Below are 16,867 nucleotides of genomic sequence, written 5' to 3'. Positions count from 1 at the left end.
TATAGTCAGTTTTATCGAAAATCAGCCTGAACAGATGCCCATGTCTGCCCCATCTCCGTCGTCCCCACATTACCGCCGAATAGCTGAGATGCTCCGTCTAACACTGACTTCAGGTGCGTTGCGTGTAGGCGACCGGATGATCTCCGCGCGTAAACTGGCCGAACGCGAACACGTTAGCCTTCCGACGGCGCTGGAAGCCCTTCGTTGCCTTGAAGCAGAGGGGCTGATTGTGGCGCGTCCGCGTTCGGGCTACTTCATCTGCCAGACCAGCATCACTCCGCGTGCGGAACCTTCGCACTCCGTACCTGGTCCGGTCCCTGTGGCAATGTCCGCCGTGGCCCGCTCGCTGTTCAGCAGTGCAGAAGCCCGTCTGATACCGTTGGGCGCAGCCCTGCCTGACCCCGCATGGCTACCCGGCGATATGCTGCAACGGGCGTTGCACTCTGCCGTCCGCCGTCTGGACGCACACGGACAAAGCTATAGCCTGCCTCCGGGAAGGCGTGATTTACGAAGTAAGATTGCCGCGCGTTCTGCGCAATGGGGGGCTCGTTTCGGCGCGGATGATCTCATCATCACCGCGGGTGCAACGCAGGCGCTGCGCCTTGCCCTTCAGGCAGTGTGCCAGCCAGGTGATGTCGTAGCGATTGAGCAGCCTGCCTACTTTGGTACACTCCTGCTGCTGGAAGATTTAGGCCTAAGAGCCTTAGCGATCCCGACCGATCCCGTTGAAGGCCTGTTACTGGAACCGCTGGCTGACGCCATTCGCTACCACCGCCCCGCTGCCGTTTTGGCCTCACCCACCGTGCAAAACCCTTTGGGTGCCAGTATGCCCGTTGCACGCAAGCAAGAGCTTGTTGCTCTGCTTGAGCAGGCAGAGATCCCTTTAATTGAGGACGATGTCTATGGTGACCTCGTTGGCGAAGGGCAACGCCCTCCGGCCTGCAAAGCGTTCGACCAGAGCGGAAACGTGATTTACTGCAGTTCGCTCTCTAAAACGCTTGCGCCAGGCTGGCGGATCGGCTGGATTGCCGCCGGGCGCTACCACGCGCAGGTATTGCAGACGCGTATGGCCGGAGAGTGGGCAGGTGCGCCAATGCTGGAAGCCGCAACGAGCGAGATCCTCGCAAGTGGCGACTACGATCGTCATCTGCGGCGGTTAAAGCACCGGATCGCAGAGGGAATAGACGCCGTCGTTGCGCGGGTCGAGACGAGTTTCCCACCGGGTACACGTGTTAACGTGCCCACTGCCGGTTTCCTGTTGTGGGTAGAACTTCCTCAGCAGATCAACGCGCTGGAGGTGCATCGACGTGCGCTGGCGTTGGGCATCGGCGTCAGCCCTGGCCCGCTGTTTTCCCCTGGCGCAGAATTAACGCACTTTCTGCGGCTAAACTGCGCAAACGAACCAACGCTCCTCCTGCTGAATGCCGTGGAACAGATTGGCGCGCTGTGTCACGAACTGGCTGTTTTCACACCAGACTCTCCAGCCACTCGGTAAATACCCGCACTTTTCGGGAGAGGTGACGGTGTGGATAGAGAAGTGACAATTTTCGGTCCGGAGATCGGTAGTCTGGCAAGACTTCAACCAGAAGACCGCGGTCAATGTAAGGCTGCAGAAAGAGATTCATCCCCTGCATTAATCCCAGTCCGGCCAGACCTGCCGCAATGTAGGCTTCGGAGTTATCCACCACAAGTTTTCCGGGAAGTTTAATCTCAGCAGTCCCTTCTGGCGTTGTAAAAGTCCACGGATAAATTTGTCTGCTGTTGTTGTTAACCCAGTTGATCGCCTGATGTTCGCGTAAATCATCCAGCGTTGCAGGCGTGCCGTTTTTCGCAAGCCAGGCCGGGCTGGCGCAAGTCGTAATCTTGATATTCCCGATTTTACGCGCGATATAGTCACCATCGTCGAGTTCTCCCACCCGTAGCACACAGTCCAGGCCCTCTCGTAGCATATCCCGACGACGGTCAGAACTGCTCAGGATAATATCGATTTCAGGATGCTGGCGATAAAAATCAGGCAGATTAGGTATCACCCGCAACGCCGCAAAAGAGATGGGCATATCCACACGTAACTGACCGTGTATTGCCCGGCCACTGCCAAACGACTCCAGTAATTCATCAGCCTGCACCAGCAGAGGTTTACTCTGACGGTAAAACGCTTCCCCATCAGGTGTCAGGCTGATACGACGCGTTGTTCGTTGCAGTAAACGTGTGCCGCTGTGTTGCTCCAGAAGCTGTAATGCTTTGGTGACTGCCGGACGATGGATTTGCAGATTCTCCGCCGCCTGGGTAAGACTCCCTGACTCGATAATTTCAATAAAAATCCTAATAGATTCAAAGAGGTTTATTTGCATAAAGGATGTTTTTGCCGCAAGCAGGATAAAGTTATTGTTATGAATTTTATAACAGTGATGAATCTTTTTGGCTATTTTTCCTAACAATATTGAGCCCTACACTCTCCCCCATTCAAACATGAGGGAGAGTCTGCTATGAAAAATAACCGTATCTGTCAGATCCTGGGTATCGAAAAACCTGTTATTCAGGGGCCTTTATCCTGGCTCACTGATGCACGATTAGTCGCCGCAGTCAGCAATGCCGGAGGGCTCGGTGTGCTGGGACCAAATGCAGGTTTAACCGCCGATACCGCGGTCTCTACGCCGAAAGAGACCGCTGAAAAAATGCGTGAGGAAATTCGTAAAACCAAACGGCTGACCGAAAAACCCTTTGGCGTGAACCTGATCCCCACAGCCGTTAATGACATCTGGACCGGGCCTATCCTTCAGGTGGTAAAAGAAGAAGGTATCAGGGCCGTGGTGTATACGGGTTATGGGGAAGGCAGCATTATTCCAGCGCTTTTTAACGAGTTAAAAGAGACAGGTATCACCATTATCTACCGCGACATCAACCCAACGCCTGAAAACACTCGTCTCGCAGAAGACCTGGGAGCAGACATTATCGTCGCCACCGGTTTTGACGAAGGGGGCACATTGCCCGCAACGGTGCTTGGCACCTTTTCCATCGTGCCGCTGATTGCCGATGCCGTGAAGCACATTCCAGTGATGGCTGCGGGGGGTATTACCGATAACCGCACCGCCAGAGCGGCCCATGCATTAGGCGCTGAAGGCGTGTTTGCCGGTTCGGTCTTTATCAGCACAGAAGAAAGCCGCGTGCCGCAGGGGGTCAAAGATAAAATTATTGCCGCCAACGGTCTCGATTTGCTGCTTTTCCGCACCGTGCCCCATTACTACCGTTCTCTTCCCGGCAAGCTGGCGGAAAAACTGGCGTTGATGGATAAAACAGGTGCAAGCAACGAAGAGTTGGGCAAGGTGATGGGAGGATTACGGGGTTTACGCCTGGGTATGCTGGAAGACAACACCGATGAAGGTTATATCGCGCTTGGCACAGGCATCGGAAATATCCGTAGTGTTAAAAGCGTCGCCGACGTCGTCAATGCGTTAACAGTTGAGTAAGTGTCCCCGCGTCCTGGCTTGCACCAGGACGCCCTTACAGTCAGGGAATAATACGTGCCGCTCTCAGCTGCGCGAACAGGTTGAAAAACATCTCATCGGTTGCCTGCATTCGCGTGAAGCCAGACCGCCGAAGCTTGCTGCCATCACCGAACATGTCGTAATTCCAGCTAAAGACGAAATCGGCAAAATGTCCGTCATTCAGCTGCATAATATCCGTTTCTACCAGCCGATCTCTGGCAAGCTCGCGCCATACCTCACGATAGTCCTTAAACAGCTGATGAAATGACAACCTCACGGGCGGAGCAGATTCCAGTTCAAACCAGCGTGCGATGCGCGGCCATAGCTCACTCCAGCGCCAGATATCGCCGTTATTCACGTTGAAAGCCTGATTCTGCGCCGCAGATGTCGTGGCAGCCCACAGCGTTGCCTCGGCCAGCAACCCGGCGTCGGTATGATCAACGATACTGTGCCAGGTCTGCTCGGTACCGGGAAAGCGCAAAGGTAGCCCCTGAGCCTTACACAAAGACGCATACAGAGCGATGCTCAGCGCCAGATTCATCGTGTTGCCGGGCACGGTACTTCCCACCACGCCCGGTCTGATGGCATTCCAGTGCCAGCTTTTCCCACGCTGAAAATCGCTGAGCCACGTGAGCTGAGCGGCGTTAAATTCTGCACCCGGTACGCCCGGATCGCTTTCGCGTGCCGGGGTTTTGAACGGCCCCAGATGTGCACCATAGACTTTGTACCCCTGCATCAGGCTGACCGTCTGCAGCGGTGCTGTTTTTTCGATATGACTGACCAGATGACGCAGCATCGTAACGTTCGGCTCGACCATGTCTGTCCAGTTTGCCGCGTTCGCCCAGGCGCTGTAAAAAATATGGGTGATACCACTCAGGGGTTGCAGCACCTCTGCGCTGTTCTGCGCATCCAGTAAATCGACATTCACCATCGGAATAGCATCCGGATGGGTCACTGCATGGCGACTGAGACCGATCACCTGCCATTTATTGTGCAGGAGCGTTTTGACGAGCTGTCTACCCACAATTCCGCTGGCACCAGCGACCAGCGCGACGTTTTGTTGCGGCATCTTATTCATGAAGTTTCTCCAGAAAGGGTGACAGGCGCAGTGTCATATATTATTTTTTTATTGGATATCCCCTTAAACCGATGGCACTTATCAGAAAAATCATTAAATGAATAATAAACTCAACGCCATTTCCACCTTTCTTTGCGTTGCAAAAGCAGGTTCCTTTTCTGCCGCCGCCCGCCAGAGCGGGATGAAGCAATCTGCGGTCAGCCAGCAGATCGCCGCCCTTGAACAAGAGCTTGGTGTCGTGTTGCTGCATCGTACAACGCGATCAATGAAGTTGACTGAACAGGGAGAGCGTTACAGCCGTGATATGCAGCTTGTGCTGGATGCCATGCGGGAAGCTGAGATGCGGCTGGATCCTGTCGATCAGCAATTTCAGGGGAGAGTGCATGTCCAGCTGCCGAGCGGGCTGGGCCAGATCTTTTTGCCACATTTGCTTTCGCTGCAACGCCTGCATCCAGAATTGCACCTGATGCTTTCCCTCGATGACCGCATTGCCGACCTGGTGACAGAAGGGGTGGATGTCGCAATACGACTAAGCAGTGAGCCTCCTATGGCGCATGCGGCTCGCGTGCTGGCACGTGTTGAAACCGCGCTGTTTGCCACCCCCGAATTTCAGGCGGTGCACAGCGTCAGCGAGCTGGCGACGCTGCCACATGTACGATTTAGCGGCATCCCGCTGGATGCCCCATTGCGGCTGCTTTCTCAGGAAGAGACCCTCGACGTGAAGGTGAATACCGTTTTCCGCGCCAATACCAGCGACGCGCTATTACAGGCGCTGGAGTCAGACATCGGAATCGGAGGCATGCAGCTACCGCTTGCGGCCAGAGCATTGAAAAATGGCACACTGGTGCCGATCTTACCCGCCTGGCGGTTACCCGACCGATTCCTCTATGCCGTTTTCCCTGATGCCCGCTTTATTCCACAGCGCGTCCGACGTGTCGTCAGCGTGATTGAGCAATTACTGCCTGAGATCATGAAGAAAAACTGAACATTCCCCCCGCAAATCACGTGCACTTTTTGACCATAAGGAATAGAGTATTTTCACCGTATCCTCTTCTTTATGGAGCACATATGCCCGATTACAGTTTCTTCAGGAAAGGCCCGGATCTCGTTGCGATCGAGAGCGCAAACATCGATGCAGCTTCTCAGCTGACCGCTCAGGGGTTTGAAAAGCAGTTTGAGGAGATCAGCGCTGCGGATGAAAAAACGGCGCTTACCCGCTTTGCTGATATCCATAAAAATAATGACATCGATCGCCATAACTTCCTGGCAGGTGCGGGCCAAATGCCGTTGATCGGCGTGCTGACGGCGGCGGCAACCTGGTTGACGCAAAAGAAATAACGCAGGAGTTCTCTACCTCGCCACCGGCAAATCTGCGTATCGCGTGGTATAAGCCGGAGACAGCATCTCGCGTTTCATTGCCCAGGATTTCTCAATCCCCTGCCCGGCAAACCATATCTTCCCTTTGCCGGAATGATTGACGCTATCGATCATGTCCATCAGTGCCGCACTGTTGACGCGCAGACGGTTATCGTCAAACAAATTAAGCTGGGCGACACCCGTACTGAAAAAGTCCGCCAGCATCACCCCCGCTTTCATGTAGCGATACCCGTCAAGCCATATACGCCCCAGCGCCTCCGTGGCTGCACGGATGATATCGCGTGAGTCGTTGGTCGGCGTCATCAGGATGGTTGAAGCCTGATTGCCGTAATAAATTTCGTTGTCGGCATGAGGGCTAGTGCGCAAAAACACGCTGATAAAGCGGCAGTATTGATGCTCGCCGCGTAGTTTTTCTGCTGCACGTTCCGCGTAGGCGCAAATGGCCTGATGCATCTCTTCGTATTGCGTAATCCGGTGTCCAAACGAACGGCTACAGATAATTTGCTGCTTTGTGGGAGTAAACTCTTCCAGGTCAAGGCAGGGTTCACCGCGAAGCTCTCTCACCGTGCGCTCCAGTACCACGTTAAAATGTTTACGAATGACCCAGGATGAGGCATCCGCCAGCGCCAGTGCCGTGGAGATCCCCATCGCATTGAGTTTTTTCGTGATGCGCCGTCCAACGCCCCACACCTCGTCTACCGGTACATTCGCCAGCAGTTTGCGCTGCCGCTCGCGATCCGATAAATCCACCACGCCACCGGTACTCGACCACCGCTTGGCCGCATAGTTGGCCAGCTTCGCCAGCGTTTTTGTCGGGGCAATACCGACGCCAACCGTTAAGCCCGTATTTTTAAGTATCTGCGCGCGCACCTGGCGACCAAATGCTTCCAGCGACATGCAGTGGCTGACACCTGACACATTCACGAACGCTTCATCAATGGAATAGATCTCTATTGCCGGGGCAAGATCGGTCAGGGTTTGCATCACCCGGCTGCTGAGGTCGGCATAGAGTGCATAATTCGAACTAAAGACGTACACCCGGGAGGGGTAGCTCTTCTCTTTGAATTTGAAATACGGCTCACCCATTTTTATACCGAGCTGCTTTGCCTCCCGCGACAGTGAAATAATGCAGCCGTCGTTATTCGAAACTACCACGATAGGTTTCCCCTCCAGATCGGGACGGAACACCTTCTCGCAGGAGGCATAGAAACTATTCACATCAACCAGCGCGAACATGTTTATGCGTTTTGAGTGTGTGGGTAACAACCCCGAAGATTTGCAGCTCCTCTTCGGACTGAAAGGTGATCGGCTGATAGCGGACATTATGCGGCAGGAGTCTCAGGACCGGACGGGTCTGCAACTCTTTCACGGTAAATTCACCGGCGACCGACGCCACCACGATATCGCCATGTTCAGCATTTAACGAGCGATCAACCACCAGCAGATCGCCGTCGCCGATCCCGGCGCCAATCATCGAGTCTCCGCTCACCTTGACGAAATAGGTTGCACTCGGGTGTCTGACCGCCAGCCTGTTGAGATCGAGGCGATCCTCCACATAATCCTGCGCAGGGCTTGGGAAACCACAGGCAACACGCTCCAAAAATAAAGGTAATTCAATGTATTGCTTTGGATGATAAGAAAAGAGAGTGTTCATAAATGCCTTTCTCGCCACGCACTGTATATAAATACAGTATTACAGATAATGCCCCAGGATCAAGGTCATTTCCGCAGACGATCCCAAACGCATTGAAGTTTGAGAGGATTTAATTCAGCTGCAGCTTCTGCAGGTTACTCCACCACCACTTTCACCTTCGGCTTCGACAACAAAATATGAATAAGCTCGGTAAAAGGAACTGGTTTAAAAAAGTAGTACCCCTGCTGAAAGACGATGTTATTGCGATTGAGGTAGTCTAGCTGCGCCTTCGTCTCTACGCCTTCCGCTACAATGCTGATGGAGAGTTTACGCGCCAGATCCAGCACACAGTCGAGGATGCGGGTAGAGTCCGCATGCTCGTTCACCCGGCTGACGAAGCTATGGTCAATTTTGATATAATCAATATGCAGATCATGCAGATAAGAGAGTCCAGAATAGCCGGTACCAAAATCATCCAGTGCAATAGCGAACCCTTTTTCATGGAGCACATTCAGGGTCTGGACAAGGTTTTCATCAATATCCAGCGGTTCCCGCTCTGTCACTTCGATCACCAGGTTCAGATCTTTTCTGACGAAACTATCCTTGTACTTCAGGCACTCATCCAGGAAGGTCGGCATCGCAATGTGGGGGGCACTGAAATTCAACCCGACGTGAAACCCTTCCGGTAATTTCGTGGAAATCGCGTTCATCTGTGTCGTCACCTGCGCCATCAGGCTTTGCGTCAGAGGAACAATCAGCCCCGATTTTTCAGCAATGGGAATGAATGTGGCCGGAGAAATATAGCCCGCCTGCGGATGCTTCCATCTTGCCAGCACCTCCACGCCCCGCAACGTGCCTTCTCTACCATTCACTACAGGCTGGTAAAACGGAACGATTTCCCCCCGGGCAATTGCGGTACGAAGTGACTCTTCAGGCAGGGTGTTTTTGTTCAGATACTTATGCAAAACGTAAGCGGCAGTACCGGAGATCAGCAGTAAAAACAGCATGATGCCTGCCCCGTGTTCGATCAGCCTTTGTACGCTAAACAGAGGAGGAAGATTATATCTGACGCTATAGGGGTAATTTCCCGACCGGGCCTGCCCGGCCTGCGTTTCCTGGCGATGAGTGATGGTGAAATTGCCGGAAGCATCAAGAGCGTAACCGCCCACCACCAGTGCGTAATTAACATGCTCCAGGGGCGTACTCAGAGCGTCACGGATATGGCTATCGCTCACGCTGACCATAATACGATTGGTGGCAAAGTGGGTCTGAAATAACAGAACAGGTCGTCCATTTACCGTATCGCTCGCCGGCGTGAGAAGTAATTCTGAAAAAGGTATATCATTAATATTTAATAATAAAATACGATTCCCCGGCAGAGATGAACACCAGGGTTGCCCCTTTTTGAGAATAACGATGGTTCTGAGATGGGGTTGCAGAGCGGCCTCCGTACCAAGCTGATACTGCCCATCTGCATCACATCCCTTCGCAATAATTTCCGTCGCGGTTCTGGCTGCAACCCGTGCTTCATCAAGAATGGCATTGATATTGTTAACGGCGTATCTGGCTCCCGACGAGCTATCAACCCGAGCTGAATACCAGAGCTGTATATTGAGGATAAAAACGCCAGCAATAAAAATAGCCACTGCTGTTATGACAGGAATAAAGACATTGCGCATTGCCGTCTCAACTGTACTTAGCATTATCAGTACAAAGAGCATGGTCGACAACATTAAAAATAACCACTGAAAAAAGAGACAAATCTCAGGGTGTTGCAAACAAAACCCGGAAATTTTCCGGGCTTTGCTTATATCAGGTTTAGTCCACCAGCGAATTTAGCGTTTTCACGGCTTCAGGCGGTAGGTGCAGTGCCCCCGCCGCAAGGTTTTGCCGCAGATGCGTCACGGAAGAGGTTCCGGGGATCAGCAAGATGTTCGGGGAACGTTGCAACAGCCACGCCAGCGCCACCTGCATTGCCGTTGCGCCCAGTGAATCAGCAACGGCCTGCAGCCCGGAAGATTGCAGTGGCGTAAAACCTCCCAGCGGGAAGAACGGTACATACGCAATGCCCTGCTGTGCCAGCCCATCCACCAGCACATCGTCCCCCCGGTTTACAATGTTGTACATGTTCTGCACGCACACCACCGGCACCATCTTCTGCGCTTCCGCAACCTGAGTGGCCGTCACATTGCTCAGACCAATATGACGCACCAGCCCTTGCTGTTGTAGCTCTGCCAGGGTGGAAAGCGGTTCCGCAATCGACCCTTCCGCAGGCCCGTGTGTGCTGAACATAATTCGCAAATTCACCACGTCCAGCACGTCAAGCTGCAGATTACGCAGGTTGTCATGCACCGCCTGAGTCAGTTCCTGCGCGGAAAAGGCCGGCAGCCAGGCACCTTTACTGTCGCGACGGGCACCGATTTTGGTCACGATAGTCAGATCGTCCCGGTAAGGATGAAGTGCTTCGCGGATCAGCTGATTGGTAATATGCGGACCATAAAAATCACTGGTATCAATGTGGTTCACCCCCGCCGCGACGGCTTCACGTAGCACCTCCAGCGCGGCCAGCTTATCCTTCGGTGGACCAAAGACGCCCGGCCCGGCAAGCTGCATCGCACCGTAGCCCAGTCGTTTAACCGTCCGCGTCCCGAGCGCGTACGTCCCGCTTTTATCAATGCTGCTCATGTTAACCTGCCTCATAAAAATGATCCGGATTTACAACAGGTTCCCTGAGAGAACCCTTGGTTAAGCGCGAGTTAAATTAAAGTTTAAATTCTCTACGACGATAGTATTGGAGTACCCCTGCATTTTCTCTAACGGACGACCGCTATGCTGAAAAATCTGCACGTGATTACCGGTATTATCTTTGCCCTCACCATATTCTGTCTGTTGCAAGTTGTCACGGGAGGGTTGTTCTACTCTGCTGTCAGCAACGATCGCCATAACTTCCAGAACTCCGGGGTGCTCAATGCCCAACAGGAGAGTCTGAGCGACAGCGTGAACACGCTGGTGAAAACCCGCGTCACCGTCACCCGCGTGGCGATCCGTTACCTGAAAAACCAGCGTGACCCGGCTTCCCTTGCGGCGATAAACAAACTGCTTGGCACCGCAGGCGACTCGCTGGCAAAAGCCGAGGCCTACAACAAAGAGTGGCAGAAACTGCCGCAGGTTAAGGGTCAGGATGCGGCATTAACCGACGAAATGCAGAAGTCCTGGAACCAGATGCACGAAGTGATGCGTTTATCGATTGAGTACCTGCGTGCCGATAACTACCAGGCCTATGGCGATCTGGACGCTCAACAGGCCCAGGACGATATGGAAGCGGTCTATAACCGCTGGCGTGCCGAAAACAACACCCTGCTGAAGGCCGCAACGGAAGAGAACCAGAGCAGCTTCACCCAGATGCAATGGACGCTGGCGGCTATTTTGCTGGCCGTTATCGCGGTACTGGTAGTGATCTGGCAGGGTTTACAACATCTGCTGTTAAAACCCCTCAACACCATTATGAACCATATTCGCGCGATTGCGGGCGGCGATCTGACGCAGGATATCGTCATCACGGGTCGCAATGAGATGGGTCAACTGGCCGCAGGTCTGCAGGATATGCAGCAGTCGCTGGTGACCACCGTCAGCGCCGTACGTGGGAGCACTGACTCCATCTACACCGGCGCTGGCGAAATTGCCGCAGGCAGCAACGATCTTTCCGCCCGCACCGAGCAGCAGGCCTCCTCGCTCGAGGAGACCGCCGCCAGCATGGAAGAACTGACCGCAACGGTTAAACAGAACTCCGATAACGCCCGTCAGGCTACGCTACTGGCGAAAAACGCCTCTGAAACCGCAGCCCGTGGCGGTCACGTGGTGGATAACGTTGTTCGCACCATGACCGAAATTGCTGACAGTTCGCAGCAAATTGCGCACATTACCGGCGTGATTGACAGCATCGCTTTCCAGACGAACATTCTGGCACTTAACGCAGCGGTGGAAGCTGCTCGTGCCGGGGAGCAGGGTCGTGGTTTTGCGGTTGTGGCAGGCGAAGTCCGTACGCTGGCGAGCCGCAGTGCGCAGGCTGCGAAAGAGATCAAAGGGCTTATCGAAAACTCCGTCAGCCGGGTGAATACCGGTTCTGAGCAGGTTAGCGAAGCAGGCACCACCATGAAAGAGATTGTCGCTGCCGTTACCCGTGTGACCGATATTATGGGTGAGATTTCGTCGGCATCCGATGAACAGAGCCGTGGTATCGAACAGGTAAGCCTGGCCGTTTCACAGATGGACAGCGTGACACAGCAAAACGCCGCGCTGGTGCAGGAGTCCGCCACGGCGGCGGCGGCGCTGGAAGATCAGTCTGAACAGCTGCGCCAGGCAGTGGCGGCATTTCGTCTGAACGGCAAAGAAAAAGTCGCAGCCCCGCGCCCGGCCAATGTGAAGACACCGCAGTTGCTGCGTCCGGCAACGACAACCGCCTCTACCGACAGCAACTGGGAAACGTTCTAAGTCTATGGCGGGCGAGGCTATCGCCCGCTAGCGGCTGCGCTTGGCGTGCCGCTCCCAGTTTTCCTGTTTCGCTTCATCGGATTTTCGTAGCGAAACATAACATGCCCCGCTGCCGCCGTGATGCGGCAGCGCCACGCAGAAAGCCTGCACTTCCTCAAACTCGGTTAACCAGCGCGCCAGATAGCTGCGCACCACATTAGGATGGGAGTTCTGCTCACGCCCTTTCCCGTGAATGATAATCAGGTTACGTAACCCGTCACGTCCGGCCTGGCGAATAAAAGAATACAGCATCTGACGGCAGCGTTCGGCGGGCTGACGTAAGAGATTTAAGCTGGCCTGGCGGGCATATTTACCCGTGCGTAGCTTATCAATAACGCCCTGCTGCACCCCTTCACGCTGGAACGCCAGCGCCTCTTCAAGGGGCAGAAGTTCCAGAAAGCCCAGGGTCAGGAAGTTATCCAGCTGTTCGGTATCCATCTCCTGGCGCGACCGCGTATTGCGGCTTGGCTGCCAGTGAATATCCGGGCTGCGCTTCAGGGGCTGGACATCCTCCATGGCGTCAAGAAAAAAGGATTTGTCGTCAGGGTTCATGGATATCCTCCGGCTACATCTGAGGACTGTACTATACCTGTGCCAGACAGGGGCCTCAATAACCGTTATACCGCAAGGTATGGTATAAATATTAACCTGATGAATAGATATAATAATCCCCCCACAGACTTAAACCACACTTAACTAAAATTTTAGCAAAGATAAAATAAGTGATTTGTGTTAAAAATTCGTGAAATCAATCACTCACCCGCCTTTCAATTTTCAGGAAAGGTGTTATAACTAAATAAACCTGCTCCATGGATATAACACTCAGGATCTGCGAAAGGACGCACTGCTGTGTGTACTGTAGGGTCTGTCTGATGTCGGGCAGACCCTGTTTTTTTATTATATAAACTTCACTCTACAACTATTTTTCTCGCTTCTCTTCTGAATTGCGTTATTAACGATTCGGCAAGAGGCGTCTGACGTGAATCACGGCGCTGAACTAAATAATATGCCGCTTTTGGAAGCGACTCGATAACCGGGATCATGACCAGACGGTGCGCCAGCAGCGGGTCACAGCCCAGTTCCAGTGGCAATATACTTAAAAAATCACTTTGCGCGACAAGGCTAATACAGGAAGTAAACGTTTCACAGACCACACCAATCCGCGGTATTTGTGAGCGATGGTTAAATACATCCTCTAATTGCTTATAATAACTTCCCCGTGGCGTCGGCATTGTCCAGTTATAATGCAAAAGTTCATTAATAGAGGTTGCTCCTGTCGCCGGATGCCCTTTCCGGCAAAATACCGCAAACGGTTTTTCGAACAGCTTTTCAAACGTAAATTCATGGTCGTAAGGTCCCTGATAATAGGTGTTGATGGTAAAGTCCAGCTCCCCCTGGCGTAGTTCATTGATCATCGACACCAGTTGCCCTTCCATAATCCGGACTTTGACCTGCGGGTGCTGCGCATGAAAGCGGGTGATGACGGCGGGCATGAGGCTGCGTGAAACACTGGCCCCCATCCCAATGTTGATTTGCCCGGCAAGTTCCCCCTGCCGCTGGCGAATGTCATCCTGCGCCGCACGTAACTCTTCCAGAATCAGCCTGGCGCGCGGGTAAAAACCTTCGCCACATTCGGTCAATGCCACGCCCTTACTCCTGCGCACAAAAAGCTGCGCCGCCATGCCCTCTTCCAGCTCTTTGATGGATTTGGTCAGCGCCGGTTGTGACAGATTGAGCGCCCTGCTGGCACCACGAATACTGCCCTGGCGCGCGACTTCAACAAACGCCCGGATTTGATGAAATTTAATCTGAAATGACATAGCCCGACCGATAACCGTTGTTTATCAGAGTAAAGAAACTGTCATCTACTTTAATAGAAAGGGATGTGCGAGGGTAATTCCTGAACGGTTAAAACTGTGAAAAAACGGTTAGTGATAAGTAAAAACTATCACAGCGTGAAGCAGTTCACATATTTTAATGATAACAGGAACAGATATGGACACACTGGCGCAATACATCCAGACATTAACGCCGCAGCTAAGGGCATGGCGTCGCGATTTTCACCATTTTGCGGAATCCGGCTGGGTGGAGTTTCGTACCGCCGCGAAGGTCGCGGAAATCCTTGACTCAATGGGTTACGAACTGGCGATGGGCCGCGACGTAGTGGATGCCGAAAGCCGTATGGGGCTGCCTGATGACGACACCCTTGCGCGGGAGTTTGACCGAGCCCGTGCACAAGGCGCGCCTGAAAAATGGCTCGCGCCGTTTGAAGGCGGATTTACCGGGATTGTAGCGACCCTCAATACCGGCCGACCAGGGCCGACTCTGGCGTTTCGCGTGGACATGGATGCCCTTGATTTAAGTGAAGCGCTCGACGACAGCCACCGCCCGTATCGCGACGGATTTGCCTCCTGCAATCCTGGGATGATGCACGCCTGCGCGCACGACGGCCATACCACCATTGGTCTGGGACTGGCACAGGTGCTTAAGCAGAGTGAATCACAACTCAATGGTACCCTCAAACTGATCTTCCAGCCTGCCGAAGAAGGGACGCGCGGCGCACGCGCCATGGTCGCAGCCGGAGCGCTGGACGACGTGGACTATTTCACGGCCATCCATATTGGTACCGGCGTGCCTGCCGGTACGGTTGTCTGCGGCAGCGATAACTTTATGGCGACAACCAAGTTCGACGTGAACTTTACCGGCGTTGCCGCACACGCAGGCGGTAAACCGGAGGATGGGTGTAACGCTCTGCTCGCCGCGGCGCAAGCCGCCATCGCCTTGCACAGCATTGCACCGCACAGCGAAGGTGCATCCCGGGTGAACGTTGGGGTAATGCAGGCGGGCAGCGGACGCAACGTGGTGCCCGCCAATGCGATGATCAAGGTTGAAACCCGCGGCGAAAGCGAAGCCATTAATCAGTATGTCTTTGAACGGGCACAGTCTGTCATCACCGGCGCGGCGGCACTCTATGGCGTGACGGCCGAGATACGCCTGATGGGAGCCGCCACCTCCAGCGCCCCCACCCCCGCCTGGGTCGATTATCTGCGCGAGCAGGCAGGCCAGGTGTCCGGCGTGGTGCATGCCATTGATAACGTTAAAGCCCCGGCGGGTTCCGAAGACGCCACGTTAATGATGGCCCGCGTGCAGCAGAACGACGGCATGGCGTCATATATGGTGTTTGGCACGAATTTGAGCGCCGGACATCACAATGAAAAATTCGACTTTGATGAGCAGATAATGGCTGTTGCCATCGAAACGCTGGCGCGGACTGCGCTTAATTTCCCGTGGACGCGAGGTGTGTGATGCAGGAGAACTACGCTTTTATTGCCGATGCGATCGACACGCGATGTCGGATGTTAACCGATATTGCCGACGAGATTTGGGATCATCCCGAAACGCGTTTTGAAGAGTTCTGGTCAGCTGAACGGCTCGCCAGTGCGCTGGAGGCCGAAGGCTTCACGCTAACCCGTGAAGCGGGTGGCATTCCGAATGCCTTTATCGCCAGCTTCGGCAGCGGGAAACCGGTTATCGCTCTGCTGGGCGAATACGACGCGCTGGCCGGCTTAAGCCAGCAGGCGCACTGTGCAGCAGCGCAATCCGCCACGCCGGGAGCTAACGGCCACGGCTGCGGGCATAATCTCTTAGGTACCGCAGCATTTGCGGGGGCAATGGCGGTAAAAAGCTGGCTGGAACAACACGGTGGTAGCGGAACAGTGCGTTTTTACGGCTGCCCCGGTGAAGAAGGCGGCTCCGGAAAAACCTTTATGGTGCGTGAGGGTCTGTTTGATGACGTCGATGCCGCCGTCACCTGGCACCCGGAAGCGTTTGCTGGCATGTTTAACGTCAGTACGCTGGCCAACATTCAGGCCGCCTGGCGTTTTCACGGCGTGGCGGCGCATGCGGCCAACTCTCCCCATCTTGGACGCAGCGCGCTGGATGCCGTAACACTGATGACTACTGGCACCAACTTCCTTAACGAACACATCATTGAGAAAGCGCGCGTCCATTACGCCATTACTGACACCGGGGGCATTTCACCGAACGTGGTGCAGGCGCAAGCCGAAGTGTTGTACCTGATCCGCGCTCCGGAGATGGCCGACGCACAACAAATCTATGAACGCATCGGGAAAATCGCCCAGGGCGCAGCGATGATGACCGAAACCACCGTCGAGTGCCGCTTTGATAAAGCCTGCTCCAGCTACCTGCCGAACCGTACGCTCGAGGCGGCGATGTATCGCGCAATGCAGCACTACGGTACGCCCGAATGGACCACCGAAGAGCGCGATTTTGCCCGCGAGATCCGCGCCACGCTGACGCCAAACGATCTGCAAAACAGTCTGAAAAATATTGCTGCAACAGGCGGGGAAGCCGGTAAAGCCTTTGCCCGGCGCCATCAGGAGACGCTGCTGGTGGATGAAGTCGCACCGTATGCCATTACTGACAACGTGCTGGCGGGTTCAACCGACGTGGGCGACGTCAGCTGGAAAATGCCCGTTGCACAGTGCTTCAGCCCCTGCTTTACCGTCGGCACGCCGCTGCACACCTGGCAACTGGTCGCTCAGGGTCGTACCTCCATTGCCCATAAAGGCATGCTGCTGGCCGGAAAAGTGATGGGTGCGACCGCACTCAATCTGCTGCAGGACGCGGTGCTGCTGAAAAAATGCCGTGAAGAGTTCGAACAACAAATACAAGAAAAACCGTACGTGTGTCCGATCCCACAAGGTGTGACACCGTCACCTTTAAAATAAAAAAACACAACAC

Annotated in this window: 15 protein-coding genes; 7 read left to right on the top strand and 8 right to left on the bottom strand. The window is 54.2% G+C overall.

Annotated elements, in window-relative coordinates; all coding sequences use genetic code 11:
- The first annotated feature begins 40 nt into the window (after positions 1 to 40).
- Positions 41 to 1,495 carry a PLP-dependent aminotransferase family protein gene (locus tag LCD46_09970; protein UOY72608.1) on the top strand — a complete coding sequence of 485 codons (1,455 nt, stop codon included), beginning with the start codon at positions 41 to 43 and terminating at the stop codon, positions 1,493 to 1,495.
- Here the strand turns inward: LCD46_09970 and LCD46_09965 are convergent.
- The gene (locus LCD46_09965) at positions 1,467 to 2,351 is read right to left on the bottom strand and encodes a LysR family transcriptional regulator (GenBank protein UOY72607.1); all 885 of its coding nucleotides are present in this window, start codon (positions 2,349 to 2,351) and stop codon (positions 1,467 to 1,469) included. The two genes, LCD46_09970 and LCD46_09965, sit on opposite strands and share 29 nt — an antisense overlap.
- A 135-nt stretch (positions 2,352 to 2,486) precedes the next feature.
- Between LCD46_09965 and LCD46_09960 the strand changes: the two genes are divergently transcribed.
- Positions 2,487 to 3,467: a nitronate monooxygenase gene (locus LCD46_09960; GenBank protein UOY72606.1), complete on the top strand. Its 981-nt coding sequence runs from the start codon at positions 2,487 to 2,489 to the stop codon at positions 3,465 to 3,467.
- 40 nt (positions 3,468 to 3,507) lie between these two features.
- Here the strand turns inward: LCD46_09960 and LCD46_09955 are convergent, their stop codons facing one another.
- Positions 3,508 to 4,563 (bottom strand): SDR family oxidoreductase, encoded by a 1,056-nt coding sequence (locus LCD46_09955; GenBank protein UOY72605.1) that lies wholly within the window; start codon positions 4,561 to 4,563, stop codon positions 3,508 to 3,510.
- Between the two features lie 97 nt (positions 4,564 to 4,660).
- Between LCD46_09955 and LCD46_09950 the strand changes: the two genes are divergently transcribed.
- Together LCD46_09950 and LCD46_09945 are read left to right on the top strand one after the other, a co-directional pair.
- Entirely contained in the window at positions 4,661 to 5,548 is an 888-nt protein-coding gene (locus LCD46_09950) for a LysR family transcriptional regulator (protein UOY72604.1), read from the top strand.
- Between the two features lie 83 nt (positions 5,549 to 5,631).
- On the top strand, positions 5,632 to 5,901 hold the full coding sequence (locus tag LCD46_09945; GenBank protein UOY72603.1) for a hypothetical protein: 270 nt from the start codon (positions 5,632 to 5,634) through the stop codon (positions 5,899 to 5,901).
- Between the two features lie 12 nt (positions 5,902 to 5,913).
- Here the strand turns inward: LCD46_09945 and umuC are convergent, their stop codons facing one another.
- From umuC to LCD46_09925, 4 genes are all read right to left on the bottom strand, one after another.
- Complete coding sequence (gene umuC, locus LCD46_09940) at positions 5,914 to 7,176, bottom strand: translesion error-prone DNA polymerase V subunit UmuC (GenBank protein ID UOY72602.1); 1,263 nt, start codon at positions 7,174 to 7,176, stop codon at positions 5,914 to 5,916.
- On the bottom strand, positions 7,160 to 7,594 hold the full coding sequence (umuD, locus tag LCD46_09935; protein UOY72601.1) for a translesion error-prone DNA polymerase V autoproteolytic subunit: 435 nt from the start codon (positions 7,592 to 7,594) through the stop codon (positions 7,160 to 7,162). Before umuD ends, umuC begins: the two co-directional genes overlap by 17 nt.
- Before the next feature lie 134 nt (positions 7,595 to 7,728).
- Complete coding sequence (locus tag LCD46_09930; GenBank protein UOY72600.1) at positions 7,729 to 9,252, bottom strand: EAL domain-containing protein; 1,524 nt, start codon at positions 9,250 to 9,252, stop codon at positions 7,729 to 7,731.
- A 139-nt stretch (positions 9,253 to 9,391) separates the two neighbouring features.
- Complete coding sequence (locus tag LCD46_09925; GenBank protein UOY72599.1) at positions 9,392 to 10,258, bottom strand: aldo/keto reductase family oxidoreductase; 867 nt, start codon at positions 10,256 to 10,258, stop codon at positions 9,392 to 9,394.
- Positions 10,259 to 10,405: 147 nt separating this feature from the next.
- Here LCD46_09925 and LCD46_09920 point away from each other — a divergent pair, with 147 nt between their 5' ends.
- On the top strand, positions 10,406 to 12,064 hold the full coding sequence (locus LCD46_09920; protein ID UOY72930.1) for a methyl-accepting chemotaxis protein: 1,659 nt from the start codon (positions 10,406 to 10,408) through the stop codon (positions 12,062 to 12,064).
- Positions 12,065 to 12,091: 27 nt separating this feature from the next.
- Here the strand turns inward: LCD46_09920 and smrA are convergent, their stop codons facing one another.
- Both smrA and LCD46_09910 read right to left on the bottom strand, forming a co-directional pair.
- Positions 12,092 to 12,655, bottom strand: coding sequence for a DNA endonuclease SmrA (smrA, locus tag LCD46_09915; protein ID UOY72598.1), 564 nt, complete (start codon positions 12,653 to 12,655; stop codon positions 12,092 to 12,094).
- Positions 12,656 to 13,011: 356 nt separating this feature from the next.
- A complete protein-coding gene (locus LCD46_09910; protein UOY72597.1) occupies positions 13,012 to 13,923 on the bottom strand; it encodes a LysR family transcriptional regulator in 912 nt (303 codons plus the stop codon).
- A gap of 175 nt (positions 13,924 to 14,098) precedes the next feature.
- Here LCD46_09910 and LCD46_09905 point away from each other — a divergent pair, with 175 nt between their 5' ends.
- Together LCD46_09905 and LCD46_09900 are read left to right on the top strand one after the other, a co-directional pair.
- A complete protein-coding gene (locus LCD46_09905; protein UOY72596.1) occupies positions 14,099 to 15,409 on the top strand; it encodes a M20 family metallo-hydrolase in 1,311 nt (436 codons plus the stop codon).
- A complete protein-coding gene (locus tag LCD46_09900; protein ID UOY72595.1) occupies positions 15,409 to 16,854 on the top strand; it encodes a M20 family metallopeptidase in 1,446 nt (481 codons plus the stop codon). The genes LCD46_09905 and LCD46_09900 overlap by 1 nt, the downstream gene beginning before the upstream one ends.
- Positions 16,855 to 16,867: the final 13 nt, after the last annotated feature.

It is taken from the genome of Enterobacter ludwigii (genome assembly GCA_023023105.1).
Lineage (GTDB): Bacteria > Pseudomonadota > Gammaproteobacteria > Enterobacterales > Enterobacteriaceae > Enterobacter > Enterobacter adelaidei.
The sequence above is the reverse complement of the archived record's forward strand: the minus strand, read 5'-3'. Positions and strand labels throughout refer to the sequence as shown.

Excerpts from the sequence above, each read along its gene's own strand:
- LCD46_09970 (UOY72608.1), top strand. The coding sequence starts at position 41 with ATGTCTGCCCCATCTCCGTCGTCCCCACATTACCGCCGAATAGCTGAG.
- LCD46_09965 (UOY72607.1), bottom strand. The coding sequence starts at position 2,351 with ATGCAAATAAACCTCTTTGAATCTATTAGGATTTTTATTGAAATTATC.
- LCD46_09960 (UOY72606.1), top strand. The coding sequence starts at position 2,487 with ATGAAAAATAACCGTATCTGTCAGATCCTGGGTATCGAAAAACCTGTT.
- LCD46_09955 (UOY72605.1), bottom strand. The coding sequence starts at position 4,563 with ATGAATAAGATGCCGCAACAAAACGTCGCGCTGGTCGCTGGTGCCAGC.
- LCD46_09950 (UOY72604.1), top strand. The coding sequence starts at position 4,661 with ATGAATAATAAACTCAACGCCATTTCCACCTTTCTTTGCGTTGCAAAA.
- LCD46_09945 (UOY72603.1), top strand. The coding sequence starts at position 5,632 with ATGCCCGATTACAGTTTCTTCAGGAAAGGCCCGGATCTCGTTGCGATC.
- umuC (UOY72602.1), bottom strand. The coding sequence starts at position 7,176 with ATGTTCGCGCTGGTTGATGTGAATAGTTTCTATGCCTCCTGCGAGAAG.
- umuD (UOY72601.1), bottom strand. The coding sequence starts at position 7,594 with ATGAACACTCTCTTTTCTTATCATCCAAAGCAATACATTGAATTACCT.
- LCD46_09930 (UOY72600.1), bottom strand. The coding sequence starts at position 9,252 with ATGCGCAATGTCTTTATTCCTGTCATAACAGCAGTGGCTATTTTTATT.
- LCD46_09925 (UOY72599.1), bottom strand. The coding sequence starts at position 10,258 with ATGAGCAGCATTGATAAAAGCGGGACGTACGCGCTCGGGACGCGGACG.
- smrA (UOY72598.1), bottom strand. The coding sequence starts at position 12,655 with ATGAACCCTGACGACAAATCCTTTTTTCTTGACGCCATGGAGGATGTC.
- LCD46_09910 (UOY72597.1), bottom strand. The coding sequence starts at position 13,923 with ATGTCATTTCAGATTAAATTTCATCAAATCCGGGCGTTTGTTGAAGTC.
- LCD46_09905 (UOY72596.1), top strand. The coding sequence starts at position 14,099 with ATGGACACACTGGCGCAATACATCCAGACATTAACGCCGCAGCTAAGG.
- LCD46_09900 (UOY72595.1), top strand. The coding sequence starts at position 15,409 with ATGCAGGAGAACTACGCTTTTATTGCCGATGCGATCGACACGCGATGT.